This is a genomic window from uncultured Oceanicoccus sp., from assembly GCF_963968385.1.
Taxonomy (GTDB): domain Bacteria; phylum Pseudomonadota; class Gammaproteobacteria; order Pseudomonadales; family Dasaniaceae; genus Oceanicoccus.
Genome location: NZ_CAXAHB010000036.1, coordinates 1 through 19,755, shown reverse-complemented (window position 1 = coordinate 19,755; position 19,755 = coordinate 1). Strand labels below are relative to the sequence as shown.

General features: G+C 47.1%; 17 protein-coding genes. 2 read left to right on the top strand and 15 right to left on the bottom strand.

Features of this window, described 5'->3' with window-relative positions; translation table 11 throughout:
• Positions 1-64: 64 nt before the first annotated feature.
• The 15 genes from ftsZ to mraZ all read right to left on the bottom strand — a co-directional run bounded on the left by ftsZ (position 65) and on the right by mraZ (position 17,022).
• The gene (ftsZ, locus tag AACP44_RS05475; protein WP_339339473.1) at positions 65-1,219 is read right to left on the bottom strand and encodes a cell division protein FtsZ; all 1,155 of its coding nucleotides are present in this window, start codon (positions 1,217-1,219) and stop codon (positions 65-67) included.
• Between the two features lie 94 nt (positions 1,220-1,313).
• Complete coding sequence (gene ftsA, locus AACP44_RS05470; RefSeq protein WP_339339472.1) at positions 1,314-2,549, bottom strand: cell division protein FtsA; 1,236 nt, start codon at positions 2,547-2,549, stop codon at positions 1,314-1,316.
• Positions 2,550-2,606: 57 nt separating this feature from the next.
• Complete coding sequence (locus AACP44_RS05465; RefSeq protein WP_339339471.1) at positions 2,607-3,404, bottom strand: cell division protein FtsQ/DivIB; 798 nt, start codon at positions 3,402-3,404, stop codon at positions 2,607-2,609.
• A gap of 6 nt (positions 3,405-3,410) precedes the next feature.
• Complete coding sequence (locus AACP44_RS05460) at positions 3,411-4,343, bottom strand: D-alanine--D-alanine ligase (RefSeq protein WP_339339470.1); 933 nt, start codon at positions 4,341-4,343, stop codon at positions 3,411-3,413.
• Positions 4,340-5,779: a UDP-N-acetylmuramate--L-alanine ligase gene (murC, locus tag AACP44_RS05455; protein WP_339339469.1), complete on the bottom strand. Its 1,440-nt coding sequence runs from the start codon at positions 5,777-5,779 to the stop codon at positions 4,340-4,342. The genes AACP44_RS05460 and murC overlap by 4 nt, the downstream gene beginning before the upstream one ends.
• Positions 5,772-6,860: an undecaprenyldiphospho-muramoylpentapeptide beta-N-acetylglucosaminyltransferase gene (murG, locus tag AACP44_RS05450; RefSeq protein WP_339339468.1), complete on the bottom strand. Its 1,089-nt coding sequence runs from the start codon at positions 6,858-6,860 to the stop codon at positions 5,772-5,774. Before murG ends, murC begins: the two co-directional genes overlap by 8 nt.
• On the bottom strand, positions 6,853-8,121 hold the full coding sequence (gene ftsW / locus AACP44_RS05445) for a putative lipid II flippase FtsW (RefSeq protein ID WP_339339467.1): 1,269 nt from the start codon (positions 8,119-8,121) through the stop codon (positions 6,853-6,855). The genes murG and ftsW overlap by 8 nt, the downstream gene beginning before the upstream one ends.
• Positions 8,121-9,482 carry a UDP-N-acetylmuramoyl-L-alanine--D-glutamate ligase gene (gene murD, locus AACP44_RS05440; RefSeq protein ID WP_339339466.1) on the bottom strand — a complete coding sequence of 454 codons (1,362 nt, stop codon included), beginning with the start codon at positions 9,480-9,482 and terminating at the stop codon, positions 8,121-8,123. The genes ftsW and murD overlap by 1 nt, the downstream gene beginning before the upstream one ends.
• Positions 9,483-9,504: 22 nt before the next feature.
• A complete protein-coding gene (mraY, locus tag AACP44_RS05435; RefSeq protein ID WP_339339465.1) occupies positions 9,505-10,587 on the bottom strand; it encodes a phospho-N-acetylmuramoyl-pentapeptide-transferase in 1,083 nt (360 codons plus the stop codon).
• Positions 10,587-11,939 (bottom strand): UDP-N-acetylmuramoyl-tripeptide--D-alanyl-D-alanine ligase, encoded by a 1,353-nt coding sequence (gene murF / locus AACP44_RS05430; RefSeq protein WP_339339464.1) that lies wholly within the window; start codon positions 11,937-11,939, stop codon positions 10,587-10,589. Before murF ends, mraY begins: the two co-directional genes overlap by 1 nt.
• Complete coding sequence (locus AACP44_RS05425) at positions 11,939-13,453, bottom strand: UDP-N-acetylmuramoyl-L-alanyl-D-glutamate--2,6-diaminopimelate ligase (protein WP_339339463.1); 1,515 nt, start codon at positions 13,451-13,453, stop codon at positions 11,939-11,941. Before AACP44_RS05425 ends, murF begins: the two co-directional genes overlap by 1 nt.
• Complete coding sequence (locus AACP44_RS05420) at positions 13,453-15,201, bottom strand: penicillin-binding transpeptidase domain-containing protein (RefSeq protein ID WP_339339462.1); 1,749 nt, start codon at positions 15,199-15,201, stop codon at positions 13,453-13,455. Before AACP44_RS05420 ends, AACP44_RS05425 begins: the two co-directional genes overlap by 1 nt.
• A 23-nt stretch (positions 15,202-15,224) precedes the next feature.
• On the bottom strand, positions 15,225-15,524 hold the full coding sequence (gene ftsL, locus AACP44_RS05415) for a cell division protein FtsL (protein ID WP_339339461.1): 300 nt from the start codon (positions 15,522-15,524) through the stop codon (positions 15,225-15,227).
• A gap of 124 nt (positions 15,525-15,648) precedes the next feature.
• Positions 15,649-16,572 carry a 16S rRNA (cytosine(1402)-N(4))-methyltransferase RsmH gene (gene rsmH / locus AACP44_RS05410; RefSeq protein WP_339339460.1) on the bottom strand — a complete coding sequence of 308 codons (924 nt, stop codon included), beginning with the start codon at positions 16,570-16,572 and terminating at the stop codon, positions 15,649-15,651.
• 3 nt (positions 16,573-16,575) lie between these two features.
• A complete protein-coding gene (gene mraZ / locus AACP44_RS05405) occupies positions 16,576-17,022 on the bottom strand; it encodes a division/cell wall cluster transcriptional repressor MraZ (RefSeq protein ID WP_339339459.1) in 447 nt (148 codons plus the stop codon).
• A 613-nt stretch (positions 17,023-17,635) separates the two neighbouring features.
• On the opposite strand from mraZ, the gene AACP44_RS05400 reads away from it, so the two are divergent.
• Positions 17,636-18,346 (top strand): DUF3581 family protein, encoded by a 711-nt coding sequence (locus AACP44_RS05400; protein WP_339339458.1) that lies wholly within the window; start codon positions 17,636-17,638, stop codon positions 18,344-18,346.
• A 216-nt stretch (positions 18,347-18,562) separates the two neighbouring features.
• The coding region (locus AACP44_RS05395; RefSeq protein WP_339339457.1) for an aminotransferase class I/II-fold pyridoxal phosphate-dependent enzyme at positions 18,563-19,755 on the top strand (1,193 nt) is incomplete at its 3' end.

The window sequence follows — 19,755 nt, the reverse complement described above, 5'->3', positions numbered from 1 at the left end:
TACAGCTAAATTACAGCTAAATTACGAATAAAGCGGCCTTGTTCAGCTGATTAGTTAAGCCACTTTAGTCCGCCTGTCTGCGTAAAAAGGCAGGAATATCAAGGTATTCCATATCTTTTTGAGCCACTGCAGCCACCGCTTCACTAGCCACTGCCTGTTGTGAGTTATTACGCATAACCGTTGGACGATCCAACACACGGTAGTCTGGGTTGTTAGCATCAGCCGCCTTATTCTCAACCACTTTTAACGGCGTTTCGGCCATTTCGCCACCCAAACCAGTCGCGACAACTGTCACACGCAACTCCTCTGACATCTCGGGGTCGATAACAGTTCCCACAACCACCGTGGCATTTTCTGAGGCAAATTCTTCAACGGTGTCACCGACCTCTGAGAACTCACCCAGAGACAAATCAAGACCGGCCGTGATATTGACCAGAATACCGCGCGCACCCTGAAGATTAATATCATCCAGCAATGGACTGCGAATCGCCGCTTCCGCCGCCTCACGCGCACGATTCTCGCCTTGCGCACGACCGGTACCCATCATCGCCATACCCATTTCTGACATCACGGTACGCACATCAGCGAAATCCACATTGATCATGCCCGGACGGATAATTAGATCGGCAATACCTTGTACGGCACCCAATAAAACATCATTGGCGGTTTTAAACGCATCCAGCAAACTGGCGCTCTTACCTAACACATCCAGTAACTTTTCATTTGGAATGGTGATCAAAGAATCAACATGCTGTTGTAGTTCTTTCATCCCGCCATCAGCAATGACGCCACGCTTTTTACCCTCAAAAGAAAATGGGCGCGTAACTACAGCCACTGTCAAAATGCCTAAATCTTTAGCCACTTCAGCAACAACTGGCGCCGCACCGGTACCAGTGCCACCGCCCATACCGGCAGTAATGAAAACCATATCAGCGCCCTGCAAAGCTTCTGCAATACGATCACGGTCTTCAAGCGCGGCCTGACGACCGACGTCTGGATTAGCACCAGCCCCTAAGCCTTTTGTGATATTGCTACCTAACTGCAATACTGTGGTGGTTTCGATATCGGTTAACGCCTGAGCGTCGGTGTTAGCGCAAATAAAGTCTACGCCTTCTACGTCATTGGCAATCATATGTTTAACGGCATTACCGCCACCGCCACCCACACCGACCACCTTTATAACCGCATTTTGTGGAACGTTATCAACTAGCTCGAACATAGGTTTTCTCCCCTTTTAGTTTTTATACTGCTGTCGACAAAATCAACAGCAGCAGTCTTACTTTTAATAAAAAATGACTTGTACAGTTACAGCTCTAAAAATTATTTTGAAACCAGTCTTTAGCCCGGCTAAATACACTGGTTGTTTGTTGTGCCTTCGACATTTTGATCTCGCCGCCGTTTTGTTGCTTTAATCCATATTGCAATAGGCCTACACCGGTCGAATAAATGGGATTGCGAACAATATCTTTTAAGCCTTCTATATCTTGTGGCGTACCAATTCTGACTGGCGTATGGAAAATTTCTTCTGCTAACTCAACAACACCTTCCATTTTTGAAGTACCACCTGTCAGCACAATACCCGCGGCAATCATATCTTCGTAACCACTACGACGTAGCTCAGCTTGAACCAAGGTAAATAGCTCCTCATAACGCGGCTCAACGACTTCAGCAAGCGCTTGCCGTGATAGATCTCTAGGTGGACGCTCGCCAACGCTGGGAACTTTGATGGTTTCTTCTGCACCGGCCAACTGCGTTAAAGCACAGGCATATTTAATTTTGATTTCATCAGCATTTTGCGTGGGCGTTCTCAGCGCCATTGCAATATCGTTAGTGACCTGATCGCCAGCAATGGGAATAACACCGGTATGGCGAATAGCACCTTCAGTAAAGATGGCAATATCGGTGGTACCACCACCAATATCCACCAGACAAACACCTAGCTCGCGCTCATCGTCGGTTAGTACGGCATAGCTGGAAGCCAACTGCTCTAAAATAATATCTTCAACTTCAAGACCACAACGACGAATGCACTTTTCAATATTTTGAGCGGCATTAACTGCACAGGTAACCAGATGTACCTTGGCCTCCAAACGCACACCGGACATACCCAGAGGTTCTTTAATCCCTTCCTGGGTATCGATGACATATTCCTGCGGCAAAATATGTAACACTTTTTGATCCGCGGGGATGGCAACCGCTTGCGCAGCGTCAATGACCCGCTCCAAATCTAGCGGATAAACTTCGCGATCTCTGATAGCAACGATACCGTGGGAGTTCAAACTGCGGATATGGTTACCCGCAATGCCGGCATAGACAGAGTGAATTTGACAGCCGGCCATCAACTCTGCCTCTTCTATGGCGCGTTGAATCGATTGCACCGTGGACTCGATATTAACCACCACGCCCTTCTTTAAACCGCGCGAAGGATGAGAGCCGATACCCACGATCTCCAATAGGCCTTCATCGGTAATGGCAGCAACGATAGCCACTACTTTTGAAGTACCAATATCAAGACCGACAATCATTTTATTGCCTGCTGTGCCGCTCATTAGCTAACACTCCCCTTATGCCTGTTCATTGTTAATCGCTGTTTTATCATCACAAAATCAAACTCGCTTTGAATGCTTTGAACGCCATGCAACGGCAAAGCCATTGTTATAGCGCAGATCAATCTTGGCGATGTTGTGAAAGTTTTCTGATAAGCCTTGTTGGTAAGCCACCAGCAAACGTTGTATTTTTTCCATCACCTCATCACGACCTAAAACAATATTGATATCGCCATTTAATCGGCCAGACCAATTACCGCGATCATCCAATCGCAAAGCTGTCAGCGCCATACCATGGTCAGCCAATGCTTTATTGAGCTGACTAAAATGACTCATGACGTTATCCAAGCTATTGTCTGGGCCATGTAGCTTTGGCAAAACCTGTGGCAGTTCAATGCTTTTCGATGGCTGGAATAACTCACCACGAAAATTTAAAAAACCGCGCTCTCCCCAGTAGGCAATTGGTGTTTGCTCTATTACCGTAATAACAATCTCATCGGGCCAGCGTCTTGCTACCGTGGCGTTGTACACCCAAGGTTGTAGCTCTAACTTTTCACGAATGCCGGCTAAATCGAGTGTCACAAAACCGCTACCTAGAAAAGGTTTAACCTCTGCTTCAATATCGCGCTTATCCACCTGAATAAACTCACCGTTAACCACTACACGAGTCACTGATTGTGACAACAGCATCTCAGCGCCGCGATAAATACCAACAAGAACCGCTACTACCATCAGAGCAAAAACCCATTGCTGGAATTTTTTCCAGTCAATAGCGCGGGAAGGCTTGGCTTGGCGTCTACTTGCACCTCTTGCCTTAGGCCTCTTATCGCTGCTCGGTTTTGTTTTAAATAGCGCCATAATGTTTTACTTGTTTAAACTCAAACTTAAAATTTCAGCCACTAACTGTTGAAAACTCAAACCCGCTGCTTTTGCCGCCATCGGCACCAAGCTGTGACTGGTCATACCGGGAACGGTATTCACTTCCAATAATTGAAAATTGCCTTGTTCATCTTGCATCACATCGACACGCCCCCAACCGGTACAGCCGATACTAGTAAATGCTGCCAACGCTAACTGCTGTAACTGCTGCTCAAGTTTTTCATTCAAACCACAGGGACAGATATAACGGGTGTCTTCGGCAATATATTTGGCATCGTAATCATAAAAGCGATGATCGGTTTCCAAACGAATCGCTGGCAAAGTTTGTTCGCCTAAAATTGCTACGGTAAATTCAGCGCCTTGCACCCACTGTTCAACCATTACAGAATCACCATATTCTCTGGCGGCCATATAGGCAGCGGATAACTCTTCAGCAGTGGAAGCGATGGTCATACCAATACTGGAACCCTCACTGGAGGGCTTAACAATCACTCGGCCAAACTGCTGAATAACCTTAACCAAATCACTTTCGTCATTGATTTCAGCAAAAGGTGGCGTAGGTAAACCCATATCCTGCCAAAGATATTTGCAGCGCACTTTATCCATAGCCCAAGCAGACGCCGTAACACCACTGCCGGTGTAGCTAACACCCAAATCCTCTAACTCACCTTGTAGGGTGCCATCTTCACCATCACCACCATGTAGTGCGATAAAGACATGGCGATGATGATTAGCGATTCTCTCCAGCCAATCGGTATCCCGGCTATCAATAGCCTCAACTGGGATATTTTGTGCCTGCAATGCCGCCAAAATAGCTTGGCCACTTTGTAAAGAAATGTCTCGCTCAGCCGAATGCCCGCCCAACAAAACGGCCACCGACGTTTGTAATTGATCTTGCAGGTCGATCACATTAGTCATTGCTCACCACCTAATTTTCCAGCCGCTAGCTCAGCCGCAATGGCACCGACATTACCTGCACCCTGAGTGAGAACGACATCGCCCGGCTGCATAATATTTTTTAGTATCTTTGCCACACTGGCACGATCTTCTACAAACACCGGATCAACTTGACCGCGATTACGAATACTACCGCTTAAACTGCGACCATCTGCACCGGCAATAACATCTTCGCCAGCGGAATACACTTCCAATAGCATCAAGCTATCCACCGTCGATAACACGCGTACAAAATCTTCATATAAATCTTTGGTGCGGCTATAACGATGCGGCTGATATACCATCAATAAACGACGATCGGGCCATGCCTGACGAGCTGCGGCAATGGTCGCCTCAACCTCAGTGGGATGATGACCATAGTCATCGACTAGTAACGCGGTACCGCCATCGATTTTATATTCGCCATAAACTTGAAAACGACGACCCACACCCTGAAATTTCTCTAAACCTTTTTGAATGGCAGTATCATCAATACCTTCATCAGTCGCCACCGCGATAGCAGCGGTGGCATTTAAGACATTGTGATCACCCGGCATATTTATGGTTACATTAATCGCGCTTAAGTTACCGGGGCGGGAGACAGTAAATGAGGTCGACAAACTTTGCTTGTTCAGATTGCTAATTGAGAAATCGGCGTCTTTACTAAAACCATAAGTCAACATTGAACGGCCAACCGAAGGCAATAGCTCTCTAATCACATCATCATCAACACACAGCACCGCCATGCCATAAAACGGCAGGTTATGTAAAAATTCGATAAAGGTTTTTTTCAGTTGATTAAAATCACCGCCATAGGTAGCCATATGATCGGCTTCGATATTGGTCACCACTGAAACCATAGGCTGTAAATGAAGGAAGGAGGCATCACTTTCATCGGCCTCAGCAACCAGAATACGGCTTTCGCCTAAACGGGCATTGGTGCCGGCACTATTTAACAAACCGCCAATAACAAAAGTGGGATCAAGCCCTGCCTCGGCAAAGACAGAGGCAATTAAGCTGGTTGTTGTGGTTTTGCCATGGGTGCCAGCCACCGCTATACCATGGCGGTAACGCATTAACTCAGCCAACATTTCTGCACGTGGCACAATCGGAGTACGAGCAGCCATTGCACTGGTAACCTCGGGGTTGTCGCCCTGCACCGCTGTGGAAGTCACCACCACATCAACACCGGCAATATTATGCTCGGCATGACCAATAAAGATGGTGACACCCATACTCTCTAAACGTGCGGTATTTTTTGAAGCCTGAATATCCGAACCGGAAATTTGATAGCCCATATTTAACAAGACTTCAGCGATGCCACACATACCTGCACCACCAACACCGACAAAGTGGATTTTTTTAATACGTCGCATTTCAGGAATGACAAAACTGTTGTTAGTGGCGCTATCAACCATTGACCACCTCCAAACAACTATTGGCAACTTGCTCTGCCGCATCGACTTTGGCTAATTTTTTAGCGGCAATAGACATTGCTAACACTTTATCGGTGTCATCATTTAGAGAGATGAGTAAACTCGCTAAAGCTTCAGCGGTTAGGGCTGACTGTTCGATTAACATCCCTGCATTATTATCAGCCAACCAACGAGCATTCGCCCTTTGATGGTCATCAATAGCATGAGGCAGTGGCACCAATATAGAAGCAACTCCGGCAGCGGCTAATTCCGCAACGGTTAACGCACCAGCGCGACATAAAACTAGATCCGCCCAAGCATATGCCGCTGCCATATCTTCAATAAAGGCTTCGGCTTTAACTTCAATATTATGGTGTTGATAAGAAGCCACTACATTGTCGCAATGGGCCCGACCAGTTTGATGCCATATCTGTGGACGCTGCTCGACTGCCATAGCCTGCAAAGTTGCTAACAATATTTCATTAATCGGCTTGGCCCCCAAACTTCCGCCCAGCACTAATAAGCGCAACCTTCCTGACTTGTTGGCCCCCACAATTTCTGGCACCGGTAATCTGGCAATTTCCTCTCTAACAGGATTGCCAATATGCCGTGCCTTAGTACCACCTAAATTAATCGGATAACCTAGCAAGACTGTTGTCGCAATTTTCGCCAGCGCTTTATTGGTGGTACCCGCTATTGCATTTTGTTCATGAATAACCAATGGCCGTCGCATTAACCATGCCGCCAAACCACCCGGACCTGAAACAAAACCACCCATACCTAACACACAAACCGGCTTTAGTTTTACGATGACTTTAATCGCAGCTAACACTGCAGCCACCAACTGTAGTAAAGACTGAATAATGCTGAGTATATTTTTGCCGCGCAGCCCTGAAACCTTAATAAAATGAATAGGGATATTGGCATTGGGAACCAAATGCGCCTCTATACCCTTATGCGTTCCCAGCCACTCCACATTAATCCCTTTTTGACGCAAACAAGCCGCTGCCGCCAGTGCCGGAAAAACGTGCCCACCAGTGCCGCCAGCCATAATTAATACCGAGCGAGGTAATGATTCAGTCATTATGGTCCCCCCGCTTATTCAGTCTTCTTGGCTTATTTTTACTAGTAATTTTTTTCGCGCCACCCGCCAAAGAGAGAGCCACTTCATTATTGATTCGCAGCACCATCGCCAATAGCGCACAACACACCATCAAACTACTACCGCCATAGCTTAGAAATGGCAGGGTCAAACCCTTGGTCGGTAATAAACCGGTATTTACCCCGATATTGATAAACACCTGACCACTCAGCATCAGCGCAATGCCGTAAGCAACAAAGGCGCTAAATGTCTGTTGTTGTTTTTCTGCCTTGCGACCAATTTGCAGGATTCTAGTAACCAAGCCACAGAATAGGGCAATTAATAATACGGCACCGACAAAGCCAAACTCTTCGGCATAAATAGCGAAAACAAAATCCGTATGAGATTCCGGCAAATAAAACAGTTTTTGAATACTATTTCCCAAACCAACGCCAAACCATTCACCGCGACCAAAAGCAATCAGCGACTGGGTTAGTTGATAGCCGGTATTGAACTGATCTGCCCATGGATCGGTATAGGCTGTTAAACGCTTCATTCGATAAGGCTCGCTTAGCACCAATAAAGCCAAGGCTGCCAAAGCCGCCAAAATTACTAAAATAAATTGCCACAAGCGAACACCAGCTAAGAAAATCATACCGAAAGCCGTACCCAAAGTGACTACGGTGGCACCAAAGTCCGGCTCTAACATCAGCAATAGGGTGACAAGAAATAGAACCGCCATCGGTTTTATAAAACCTTTCCACTCTTCTCTAACTTCATCTTGTCGACGCACTAGATAACCGGCCAAATATAAAATCACACAAACCTTGACGATCTCGGAACACTGTAAAGTTAATGGGCCAAGCGCCAACCAACGACGACTGCCATTGACTTCTCGACCAACACCAGGAATCAAAACCAATAACAACAGGCCAAAACCAACCAACAACCAAAACCAACCGGTACGCTGCCAAAAAGACATTGGAATACGATAAACAATCAAGCCCCCCACTACGCCAATACTTAAATGGAACAAATAGCGGTAGCTATGAAAAAATGGATTGCCATATTTTTCTGCTGCAAACTCAATAGAGGCGGAACTCATGGCGATAAAGCCAATGACAATCAACGCCAACGAAAATAAAGCCAGAACCATATCCAAACGATTGGTTTTTTCTGTGGCAAAATTAATTAACGATAAAGGCTTAGCCATGACTTCTAACAGTGAGCCGCCAGGCTTAGTGTTGAGCGTTATCGCACCCATCAGCTAGCTCCCTCTGTGACTAACCGTTGTACCGCGGCGACAAATACCTCACCCCGATGCTGGTAGTTATCAAACATATCGAAACTGGCGCAGGCCGGTGACAGCAATACCACATCACCATCACTAGCGATTGCAGCAGCACTGGCAACAGCCTCTTCCATGGACTGCGCCATAACCACATTCAAGGTTTCACTAAACAAATCACTTAGGGTTTTGGCAGCATTGCCAATAACCACCATGGTGCTGACTAGATTTTTTAAAACTGGCAATAACGGCGTAAAGTCTGCCGCTTTGGCATCGCCACCGGCAATTAAAATAATATTATTGGCGCTATCTTTAAGGCCGTTAATCGAGGCGATAGCCGCACCAACATTGGTGCCTTTTGAATCGTTATAAAAGCGTACACCTTGGTATTCACCGGCATATTGGCAGCGATGCTGCAAACCGCAAAACTCTCGTAATACATCAAGCATAGGTTCCAGCTCAACACCGACCGCACGGCATAACGCCATCGCCGCCAAAGCATTTTCTATATTGTGCCGCCCAACCAGTTTTAGCTCAGACACTGGCATCAGTGGCTTAAATTGATAGGCCAGGCTTTCAACCCCGCCATCATTGAGCAAACCAAAACCATTGATATCTGAATCGTTTAAACCAAAGGTAAATACCTCTACCTTCTCTGCCAGTAGCGGTCTTGATAACGGATCAGTGCGGTTTATCACCACCTTTTTGCAGCCTCGAAAAATCCGATGTTTGGCTTGATGGTATTCGAGCAGGTTTTTATAGCGATCCATATGGTCGGCACTGACATTCAATACCGTGGCCACATCGACAGATAAGTTTTCTGATCGCTCCAGCTGAAAGCTGGATAATTCCAGCACATAGATATCCGGACTTTCTTGGGCTAATAAATCCAGTGCTGGTGTGCCGATATTACCGCCCACGGCTACCTTTTTACCGGAGCGACTGATCATTTCACCAACCAAAGTCGTCACTGTCGATTTGCCATTTGAGCCGGTGATAGCAATCACTGGCACATCAACTGCCTGACAAAACAAATCGATATCACCACAAATCTGCGCACCCTTTTCTACCGCTTTAATAATAGCCGGCTCATCAATAGCAACTCCGGGGCTTACCACCAATTCGGCGGCATCAGCCAATGAGGCTTCAGTGATTTCACCCAGTGTTAAAGTGATATCGGGAAATTCGGTTTTGAATGCCGCCAGACCTGGGGGGTTATCGCGGCTGTCTACTACTGAAAAAGATCTATTATTAGCCGCCAGATAACGCGCACAGGAAAGCCCGGTAACACCGAGCCCTATAACTACCTGTTTATTATCTGTTGCGATCAGTTGCACGTTTATTTCCTAGACCTGATGATCAACGTAGTTTTAATGTCGCCAAACCAAACAGCACTAACATCACAGTAATAATCCAAAACCGCACAATTACCCGCGGCTCTGGCCAACCTTTTAATTCAAAATGATGGTGAATGGGTGCCATTCTAAAAATGCGTTTGCCGGTTAATTTAAAGGAGGCAACCTGTAACATGACGGACACGGTTTCCAGTACAAAAATGCCGCCCATAATAAAAAATACAATTTCATGGCGAATAATCACTGCCACCGTACCTAAAGCAGCACCTAGGGCTAAAGCACCGACATCACCCATAAAGATTTGCGCGGGGTAAGTGTTAAACCATAAGAAACCTAAACCGGCTCCGGCCATGGCACCACAAAACACGACTAACTCACCACTACCGGCGATATAGGGAATAAACAAGTAATTGGAAAAGGAAATGTTTCCGACCAGATAAGCAATAATACCCAGTGCCGAACCCACCATCACGGTAGGCATAATTGCCAGACCATCAAGACCATCGGTGAGGTTGACTGCATTGCTGGAGCCAACAATCACGAAGTAAGTGAACACGATATAAAATACACCCAAATCTAAAGCGAAATCTTTTAGAAAAGGTAAAAATAACTGCGTTTCTGCTGGCGTCGCTGCCTGTGAATATAAGAAAATAGCCGCACCCAAACCAGCGACCGATTGCCAAAAATATTTCCAACCAGCCGGCAAGCCCCGTGAGTTTTTCTCAATCACTTTGCGGTAATCATCAACCCAACCAACCGCACCAAAAATAATGGTGACGATTAATACTGTCCAAACATAGGCATTTTGTAAGTCACCCCACAATAAGGTACTGAGAACAATAGAGACCAAAATTAACGCACCACCCATGGTAGGTGTGCCCGATTTACTCAGATGTGACTCAGGGCCATCGTTGCGAACAGCCTGACCAATTTGATGATAGTTCAAACGCTGAATGATAGTAGGGCCAAACACCAAACAAACACCTAGAGCCGTCATAACACCAAGAATGCCGCGGAACGTAAGGTACTGAAATACTTGAAACGCATTAATATACTGGGACAGAAAATCTGCCAATAACAGTAGCATTACTGTTGTCTCCCATGATTTGTCAGCAGTGCTTGCACCGCTCGCTCCATTCGCGCGCTGCGCGAACCTTTAATTAGCAAGGTTGTTGCTTCTATGCTGTTCACTAGCGGCAACAGCTCACTCATTACGTTATAGCTCTGACAACCTTTGCCAAAAGTTTCTGCAACAAGCTCAGCGTACTCACCAACAACGATTAATTGTTCAATGCCTTTTGCTTTGGCGTACTCGGCCACTTCGCGATGACCACTTAAGGCCATATCCCCTAATTCGCTCATGGTGCCCATGATCAAACAGCGCTCACCGGTGAAGCCGGCAAGCACATCAATCGCCGCTTTCATTGAACCGGGGCTGGCGTTGTAACTATCATCAATAATGGTTTGATCGTTATGGTAGAAGGCTTTGAGGCGACCATTAACAGGCTGAACGTTTTCCAGACCGCTTTTGATTTCATCAAGCCCTGCGCCTGCTGCCATAGCGGCTGCGGCAGCAGCTAGCGCATTCACAACATTGTGCTCGCCCAAAACCGATAAGCTAATGGAGGTATCGCCGATCGGCGAATGCAGGTTGAAAGAAGTTAAACCTGCTGGTAGCAACGTTATATCGCTGGCATAAAAATCTGCTTGTGGTTGATTTTTGCTAAAGCTGATTATTGATGCTGCGCCCGCTTGCTGTCGCCATTGCTGATAGAATTGATCATCAAGATTAATAATGGCTGTATCGTCTTCAGCCAGACCAGCAAAAATTTCGCCCTTGGTTTTAGCAATCGCTTCAAGATTGCCGAAACCTTCAATATGTACCGGCATAGCATTGGTGAGTATTGAAATAGTTGGCTCAACAAACTGCATTAGATAGGCAATATCGCCCTTTTTGCCGGCGCCCATTTCCACCACGGCATAGTCGTGACTAACTTCAAGTTGCAATAAAGTTTGCGGCACACCAATTTCGTTATTTAGATTGCCATCGGTCGCCAACACTTTGCCCATTTCAGACAAAATACTGGCCACCATTTCTTTGGTCGATGTTTTGCCGGCACTGCCGGTCAGGCCAACGACTGGGCCGAAAAATTGCTGGCGATTAGCTTTGGCGATTAAACCCAGAGCCAGACGAGAATCCTCAACTTGCAAACAGGGTATGCAAGCATCCACCGGATCGCTGACAATAGCAGCCACTGCACCACTGTTAGCCGCATCATTAACAAATAAGTTGCCGTTAAAGTTTTCGCCGCTTAATGCCACGAATAAATCGCCATCCTGAACACCACGGCTATCGGTGCAAACGCGAGAAAATGTCACATCCTCAATAACTTCACCACCGGTTTGCGCCGCAATAGCAGAGAGAGACAGTGTCGACATCATTCGCTCACCCCCGCCCGCCCAGCCAATGCCAAGCGCGCCTGCTTAATATCACTAAAGGGAATGCGTTTATCACCGATCTGCTGATAAGCTTCATGGCCTTTGCCAGCAATCAATACGCAATCACCGGCTTTGGCATGAGTAATGGCAAATTCAATGGCAATAGCACGATCTTCTTCAACCAGCGTAGGACGATCTACACCACCGAGAATTTCATCAATAATATCGCTGGCCTGTTCATGACGGGGGTTATCACTGGTGACAACAACATGGTCAGCATAACGCTGCACGATTTCACCCATCTGTGGGCGTTTGCCCTGATCTCGATCACCGCCACAACCAAACACACACCAGACATCACCATCAATATGTTGGCGTATGGCTACTAAAGCTTTTTCTAAAGCATCGGGGGTGTGGGCATAATCCAATATGACATTAATATCGGCTGCTGCAGAAATTTTTTCCATTCGGCCAGCAATAGTGTCTAAAGTTTTCAGGCTTTCAATCACAGCAGCAACAGGGTAACCAAGCACACCCAAACCGGTCACCGCGGCAACCACATTGCTTAAATTAAAATCGCCCAATAGCGGACTATGTAGCTCAAATTCACCCCACGGAGAATGCAGTTGCGCACTAATACCCCCGGGGTGATAGGAAATATTTTCTACCCAAACATCAATCCGCTTAGCGACATCCCTTGCAGCATCAACACTGTAACGAATCACTGCCACATCATCGGCAATAATATTAAGTAGTGTTTCAGAAAAACTATCATCAATATTGATCACCGCATGTTTGAGGCCGGGCTGTTTAAATAACCGAGCCTTGGCTTCAGCATAGGCTTGCATGGAACCGTGATAATCGAGATGGTCGCGACTTAAGTTGGTAAATAGCGCCAACTCAAACTGCAGCGCCTGAATACGTCCCTGCTCTAAACCATGAGACGACACTTCCATCGCCACTGTTGAGACGTTTTCTGCCAGCCAAGTCGCCAGTAGTTTTTGGATAGCCACCGCATCGGGGGTGGTATTGATACCAGGCTCTAAAACGCCATCAGTACCAGTTCCCAAGGTGCCAATAACGGCACAGCTTTTACTCATGGCATTAAGCAGTTGCATCAACAACTGGGTGCAACTGGTTTTGCCATTGGTACCGGTAACTGCCAATACGGGTAATTGCTGTGACGGGTGACCAAAAAATTCGCCGGCAATGCCACTGACTTTTTGCGCGAGATTTGCAACGACGACTATGGGTATGCCGTTGCGATAGGAATCACTGATCCATTGATCATCCTGCTCAGCTAATACTGCCACTGCACCAGCGGCAATCGCTTGATCAATATAGTCCCGACCATCAACCGTAGTACCGATACAGGCTAAAAATACATCGCCAACCGTGATCTGCCGACTGTCCAGTTCAATACCTGAAACCATAATAGCCGACAGCGCCTGATCATTAATCTCGATCAAATCACCTAACTGCTTATGGTGTGTAAGTTCAACTGCCGTCATCATTAAACCGATTTACGCCTCCCTGTGATCGGTTTGGTATTGTCATTAACCAAACGATTAACCGGCAGCGATTTATCCGGCGTTACATCCAAAATTCTCAGGGCATCGGTAACCACCTTGGAGAAAACCGGCGCCGCGGATTCACCACCGTGATATTTTTCCAAATTAGGCTCATCGATCATAACGACCGTAACAATGCGAGGATTAGACGCTGGAGCAAGACCGGCAAAAACAGCCATATAGCGGTTGTCGGCATAACCGCCTTTGTCACTCACTTTATGCACGGTGCCGGTTTTTCCGGCAACAGAATAGGATGCCACCTGTGCCTGTTTTGCTGTGCCGTCCTCACCGGTTACGGTTTTCAGCATAGTAATTAACTGGCCAGCGACTTTTTCACTGATAATTTGCTGGCCTGCTGCTGTCTGGTCCTGACGCAACAAACTAGCCGGTCGAAAAACCCCGCCACTGGCAAAAACGCCATAGGCTTGCGCCAATTGTAATGGCGTTACCGCCAAGCCATAACCGAAGGCAAAATTAACCCGCTCTATCTCACGCCAATTGGGCCGACCGGGTAATAGACCAGCACTTTCACCAGGGAAGCTGCTGCCGGTGCTTACCCCCAAACCAAAGCGACTAAAGACTTCCCAAACTGATTGTTCGTCAAGGTCTAGAGCAATTTTGCTGGTACCGACCTGACTGGACTTGGTTAAAACCCCAGTGACATCAATAGCGCCGTAATTAACCGGATCCACTAGTGTCTTCTTGCCTACACGGATATAACCGGGATCAGTATTGATAATGGTATCCGGCTGATAACGACCAGACTCCAATGCCGCCACTACCGTCAATGGCTTAACGGTAGAACCCGGCTCAAACATATCGGTCATGGCGCGGTTGCGCATATTGGCCGGCTTTAAGGCACGACGATTATTAGGATTAAAGGATGGCTGGTTGACCATCGCCAATACTTCACCGGTTTCGCTATCTAACATAACCACTGAACCGGATTTTGCATCAACACGCTGCATCGCCGCTTTTAATTCGCGGTAGGCTAAATACTGCAAACGCAGATCAATACTTAACATTAAGTCTTTGCCAGGGCTGGCGGATACACCCTGACCAATATCGCGAAACACATTACCGTGTAAATCTTTCAGCACTCGCTTACTGCCCGACTCACCTTTCAGCCAGCCGTCAAAAGCCAACTCCAAACCTTCCTGACCCTGATCGTCAATATTAGTAAAACCAACAATATGGGAAGCCACTTCACCGGCAGGGTAATAACGTTTGTATTCACGCTGTACGTTGACACCCTTAATACGCAGGGCCAAAATCTGGTCCGCAAGCTGTGGCGAAAGATGACGGCGCAGATAGACAAAACCTCGACGGCTATTTTGAGTGATTTTTTGTTCGAGTTGTTGACGGGACATATTTAGCATGCCGGCCAACTCAGCCCAGCGGTCGGACTCAGAGATAATATGTTTTGGATTTATCCAAATCGAAGCGACTGGCGTACTAACCGCTAAAGGCTGGCCGTTGCGATCGGAGATAACGCCACGATAAGCAGGAATATGCTCGGTGCGAACGGTACGAGCATCACCCTGACCACGAAGAAATTCATGACCGCGCTCGGTATCCAATACTTGCAAAGATAACATGCGCCAAATTAATAGCGACGCCAGACATGTGAGCAGTAAAACCACTAGCACAAAGCGCCATGCAGGTACTGATTGTCGTGCAACCTTAAGCATTATTACTCATCACAATCATCGCCTTACTGTAATCGCCTTACTACAATAGTTGCTTCGGGTGTAGGGACTACCATGGTTAGCTCGGACTTGGCCAAGCGTTCTATACGCGCATGGGACGCCCAGGTGCTCCGCTCCAACAACAACCGCCCCCAATCTTCTTCCAACCGCACTGCCTGCCTGTTTTGCTGTTGCAACGCACTAAATAACTGACGACTTTTATAGGAGCTGTAAATCACCCCTAAAGCCGACGCCACCACCAATAACAAAACCAATAGACTCAGCGCTAACAATTTGGCTTGCTCTGCATTTGTGGCAGCATTCACAATAGCCTCCCCTCTATCATCTTTAGTACTTATCGCGACCCAGTATCATTAGTTATTATCAGTCCAGCGACTTGAACGATGGCCATGCACCATTCCAGACAATCTCTTATTATTAAATACCCATTCAGGCAATTTTTTCAGCGACCCGCATAATGGCGCTTCTTGAACGCACATTAGCTTCTAGCTCCGTGGTGCCGGCTCTAACAGCTTTGCCAACACTCTTTAATCGTCGATTAAGCTGGTCAACAGTGACCGGCACACCAGCGGGCAAATCATCGCCACGCACATGACGCTTGATAAAGCGTTTTACCATTCTGTCTTCTAGCGAGTGGAAGCTGATAATGGCCAACCGACCACCTGTTTCCAACATATCCAGCGACTGCGCTAAAAATTGCTCTAAATCACCCAGCTCGTTATTGATAAAAATCCGCATCGCCTGAAACGTTTTAGTGGCCGGATTTTTACCTTTCTCCCAAGCCGGGTGTGCATCAGCGATAACTTTTGCCAACTGCAATGTGGTGGTTATTGGCGACACTGCCCGCTCAGTCACGACAGCATTGGCTAAACGCTTGGCGTAACGCTCTTCACCAAACTCTTTTAATACGCGGGCGATTTCACTCGCCTCGGCCACGGCCAACCATTCAGCTGCACTTTGTCCCACCTGTGGATTCATCCGCATATCCAGCGGGCCATCGCGCAAAAAACTAAAACCGCGCTCCGACTGATCGAGCTGCGGTGATGACACCCCCAGATCAAGCAAAATGCCGTCAACTTTTTCTATGCCTTTATCTGCCAAGGCAGCTTTGGTATCGGCAAAACTGCCCTGCATAATTTGAAAGCGCAAATCCTGCCGAGCAAGCTCTTCGCCGGTCGCAATCGCTTGCGGGTCTTTATCAACAGCCAGCAAATGACCCTGATCATCAAGGCGCTTTAAAATCTCTTTGCTATGACCGCCTCGACCAAAGGTGCCATCAACATAAGTACCGTCGGTACGTGTAATCAAACCATCGACGGCTTCATTCAGCAGGACTGTGGCATGTTCACTCATTACCTATAACGACAGTGACAGCACTTCCGGGGGTATTGCATCGTCGTCCCCGGCAGCTTCTAAATATTTGGCCCACTCTTGTTCGCTCCACAGCTCTAGCTTTTTACCCTGACCAACAAGCATTATTTTTTTCTCTAACCCGGCATACTCACGCAAGGTGGGCGGCAATAGAATCCGGCCATTGGCCTCATCGATCTCGATACTGGTTGCATAGCCGAGTAGCACACGCTGCATCTTGGCGGCCTTGCGATTGATATTGGGGAGGCTTTCAATTTTGGGGAGTAGCTGCTGCCACTGCTGCTCGGGGTAGACCAGCAAGCAACGCTCTTCGGTATGGGCAGTCACCACAATCCGGCCGGCACAATCAGACAGCAACGTGTCCCGAACTTTCGCCGGAATCGCCAGACGCCCCTTGGCGTCCATACTGATTGCATTACTGCCGAGATACATAGTTTGCCACTTGCTAGCCGTTACTTTTGCCTAACTGAAGAAAATATCCACAAAAAGGCACTTTTTTACACTTTTTACCACTTTGGCAACTATAGAGACTCCCCTCATATTGATCAAGGCTAAAAACGACAAATGGCGGGTATTTTCGGTAAAAAAATCAGGAACTTGCGGCCATCTACTAGGAAGTCGCAGAAGGCAGAAACACTAAGAATAATAAATACAAAGCCATAGCGTATTAACTTAAAGTGCTACTTTAAGTTAAAAGCGGATCGACTAAAAAAGCAGGCAAAAAGGCCGTAATTGGTTATTTATTAGCCAATATTTACGGCGATTGCATTGATAATCTTAAGACAAAAAACACTACTCACGTGGACAACTTATCCTCAACCCTGAGCTCAGATTCGCTTTACCCTTTCAAAAACAATCAATAGCTAGCCAAGCAGTCTAGCTAAAGGTCTAAAATAGAATTCTAAAACCTAACACAGCCGTCAAAGTTAAACTCAAGACTAGATGCTAAAACTAACCAACACTGTTAGAATCGCGCGCACTATTTTAGCAGTAGCTTGTTTAGCAGCAGCTTGTAGCCCAGAGTTTAATAGGGACACCCACGAAAATGCTTATTGACCAATACTATAACAAGGACGACGATCAGGTAACGTTTACCCGCCAACAATCTAGCGACTTTGCCAAACAGATAGCCGGCGATTTTAACCCTCTGCACGATCTTGATTCGAAACGCTTCTGCGTGCCCGGTGATTTATTATTTGCCATGGTGTTGGCGCAATATGGCGCTTCCAAACAGATGCACTTTACCTTCTCTAGCATGGTCACGGATGAAGTGAGGCTATTACTGCCAGAGGAATGTGCATTACTCACCCTTAACGGCAGCAATGATAGAGAATATTTAACGGTCAAACAAAGCGGCGACAAATCGACCAATGCTACCTTGATCGACAATCTGGTATCGAGCTATGTCAGGTTTTCGGGACAGGCCTTTCCGCATATTCTTATCCCATTAATGGAACAACAAGGCGTGATGATTAACCCCGCTCGTCCACTAGTGATGTACCAAAGTATGCTAATCAATCTTCAACGTTTTGATTTGGTGGAGATAGAACTGCAATTCGATCAAGAAAAAACCCGCTTCGATTGCAACGACAAACGCGGCAATATATGTTTGGCGTTTAATTTAATTGCCCATGGTCAAATCATAGGGCATGGTGAAAAGCATATGGTGGTTAGCGGCTTAAAACCTTTTGAGAAAGATGCTGTCGACGGCATTATCGCCGAATACAATCAATGGAAAAAAGATTATCAGGGCTAACGTCGCCCCATACACAATATCGCCAAAAAAGTCGCCAAAAAACAGATTTAACGCGATAGAAATAGTACCGCACTGCTACCCATGCAATGCGGGATTCAGGTATAATCCCCGCGCAGAACTACACAACCTGCACAAACGGCATCACAGATCTGTGAATCGCCACCATTAGCATATGCACTATTTATTAGTGATCAATTGATAAAAGAGGGCTTCACGTTGCGTCTCAATCAAGCAACCCCGGAACAACTGCGCGAGTGGGAAACTACCCTCAATAAGCAGTACCAAACTATCCAGCAAGCAGGCTTAAGCCTTGACCTTACACGTGGCAAACCCAGTAGCGAACAATTGGACCTATCCAATGCACTGGACGGCATTTTAAACGGTCACTATAGCGATAGCGCCGGTACCGACCTGCGAAATTACGGCGGTCTGGATGGTATTCCACAAGCCAAAACTTTATTCGCTGATATGGTCGGTGTTAAGCCGGAAGAAGTGATGATTGGCGGCAATGGCAGTCTGGCCTTAATGTACTTTTGTGTACAAACAGCCATGCATCATGGCGTTCACGATGCTGATAGCGCCTGGGCAAAAGAGGGCCAAAAGGTTAAGTTTCTGGCACCGGTGCCGGGCTATGATCGGCATTTTTCGGTGTGCGAACATCTGGGCGTAGAACTGATTCCGGTGGCCATGGATGAGCATGGCCCGGATATGGATCAGGTGGAGCTATTGGTTAAAGCCGATGCCAGCATTAAAGGCATCTGGTGCGTGCCCCGCTTCTCCAACCCCACCGGTATTGTGTACTCCGATGCCGTGGTGCAACGTATCGCTGGGCTGGGAAATATCGCCGGCGCCAACTTCCGTGTGTTCTGGGATAACGCCTATGCCGTGCATACCTTAACAAACCATGCACCGGAGTTGCCCAATCTGATGGATTACTGCCGCCAGCAAGGTACCGAAGACAGCGTTTATATTTTTGGCTCCACTTCCAAAGTTACCTTTGCCGGTGCCGGTGTAGCGTTTATGGCTAGCTCGCCGACCAATCTGGCGACACTCAAAAAACATTTTAGCTTTACCTCGATTGGCCCAGATAAAGTAAACCAACTACGCCATGTCGCTTTCCTTAAAGATCGCGCCACACTCAGTGAACATATGCAGCGTCATGCCGCGATTATGCAGCCACGCTTTGAAGCCGTGCTAGCGTCACTGCGCAGCGAGCTGGGCGATACCGATATGGGTAGCTGGACCGAGCCAGAAGGTGGCTACTTTATTTCCTTTGATGCCCGCCGCGGTCTCGCTAAAGAGATTGTTTCACTAGCCGCTGCTGCCGGTGTAAAACTAACCCCGGCAGGAGCCACCTTCCCTTATGGCAATGATCCGGAAGATAAAAACATCCGTTTGGCGCCAACCTA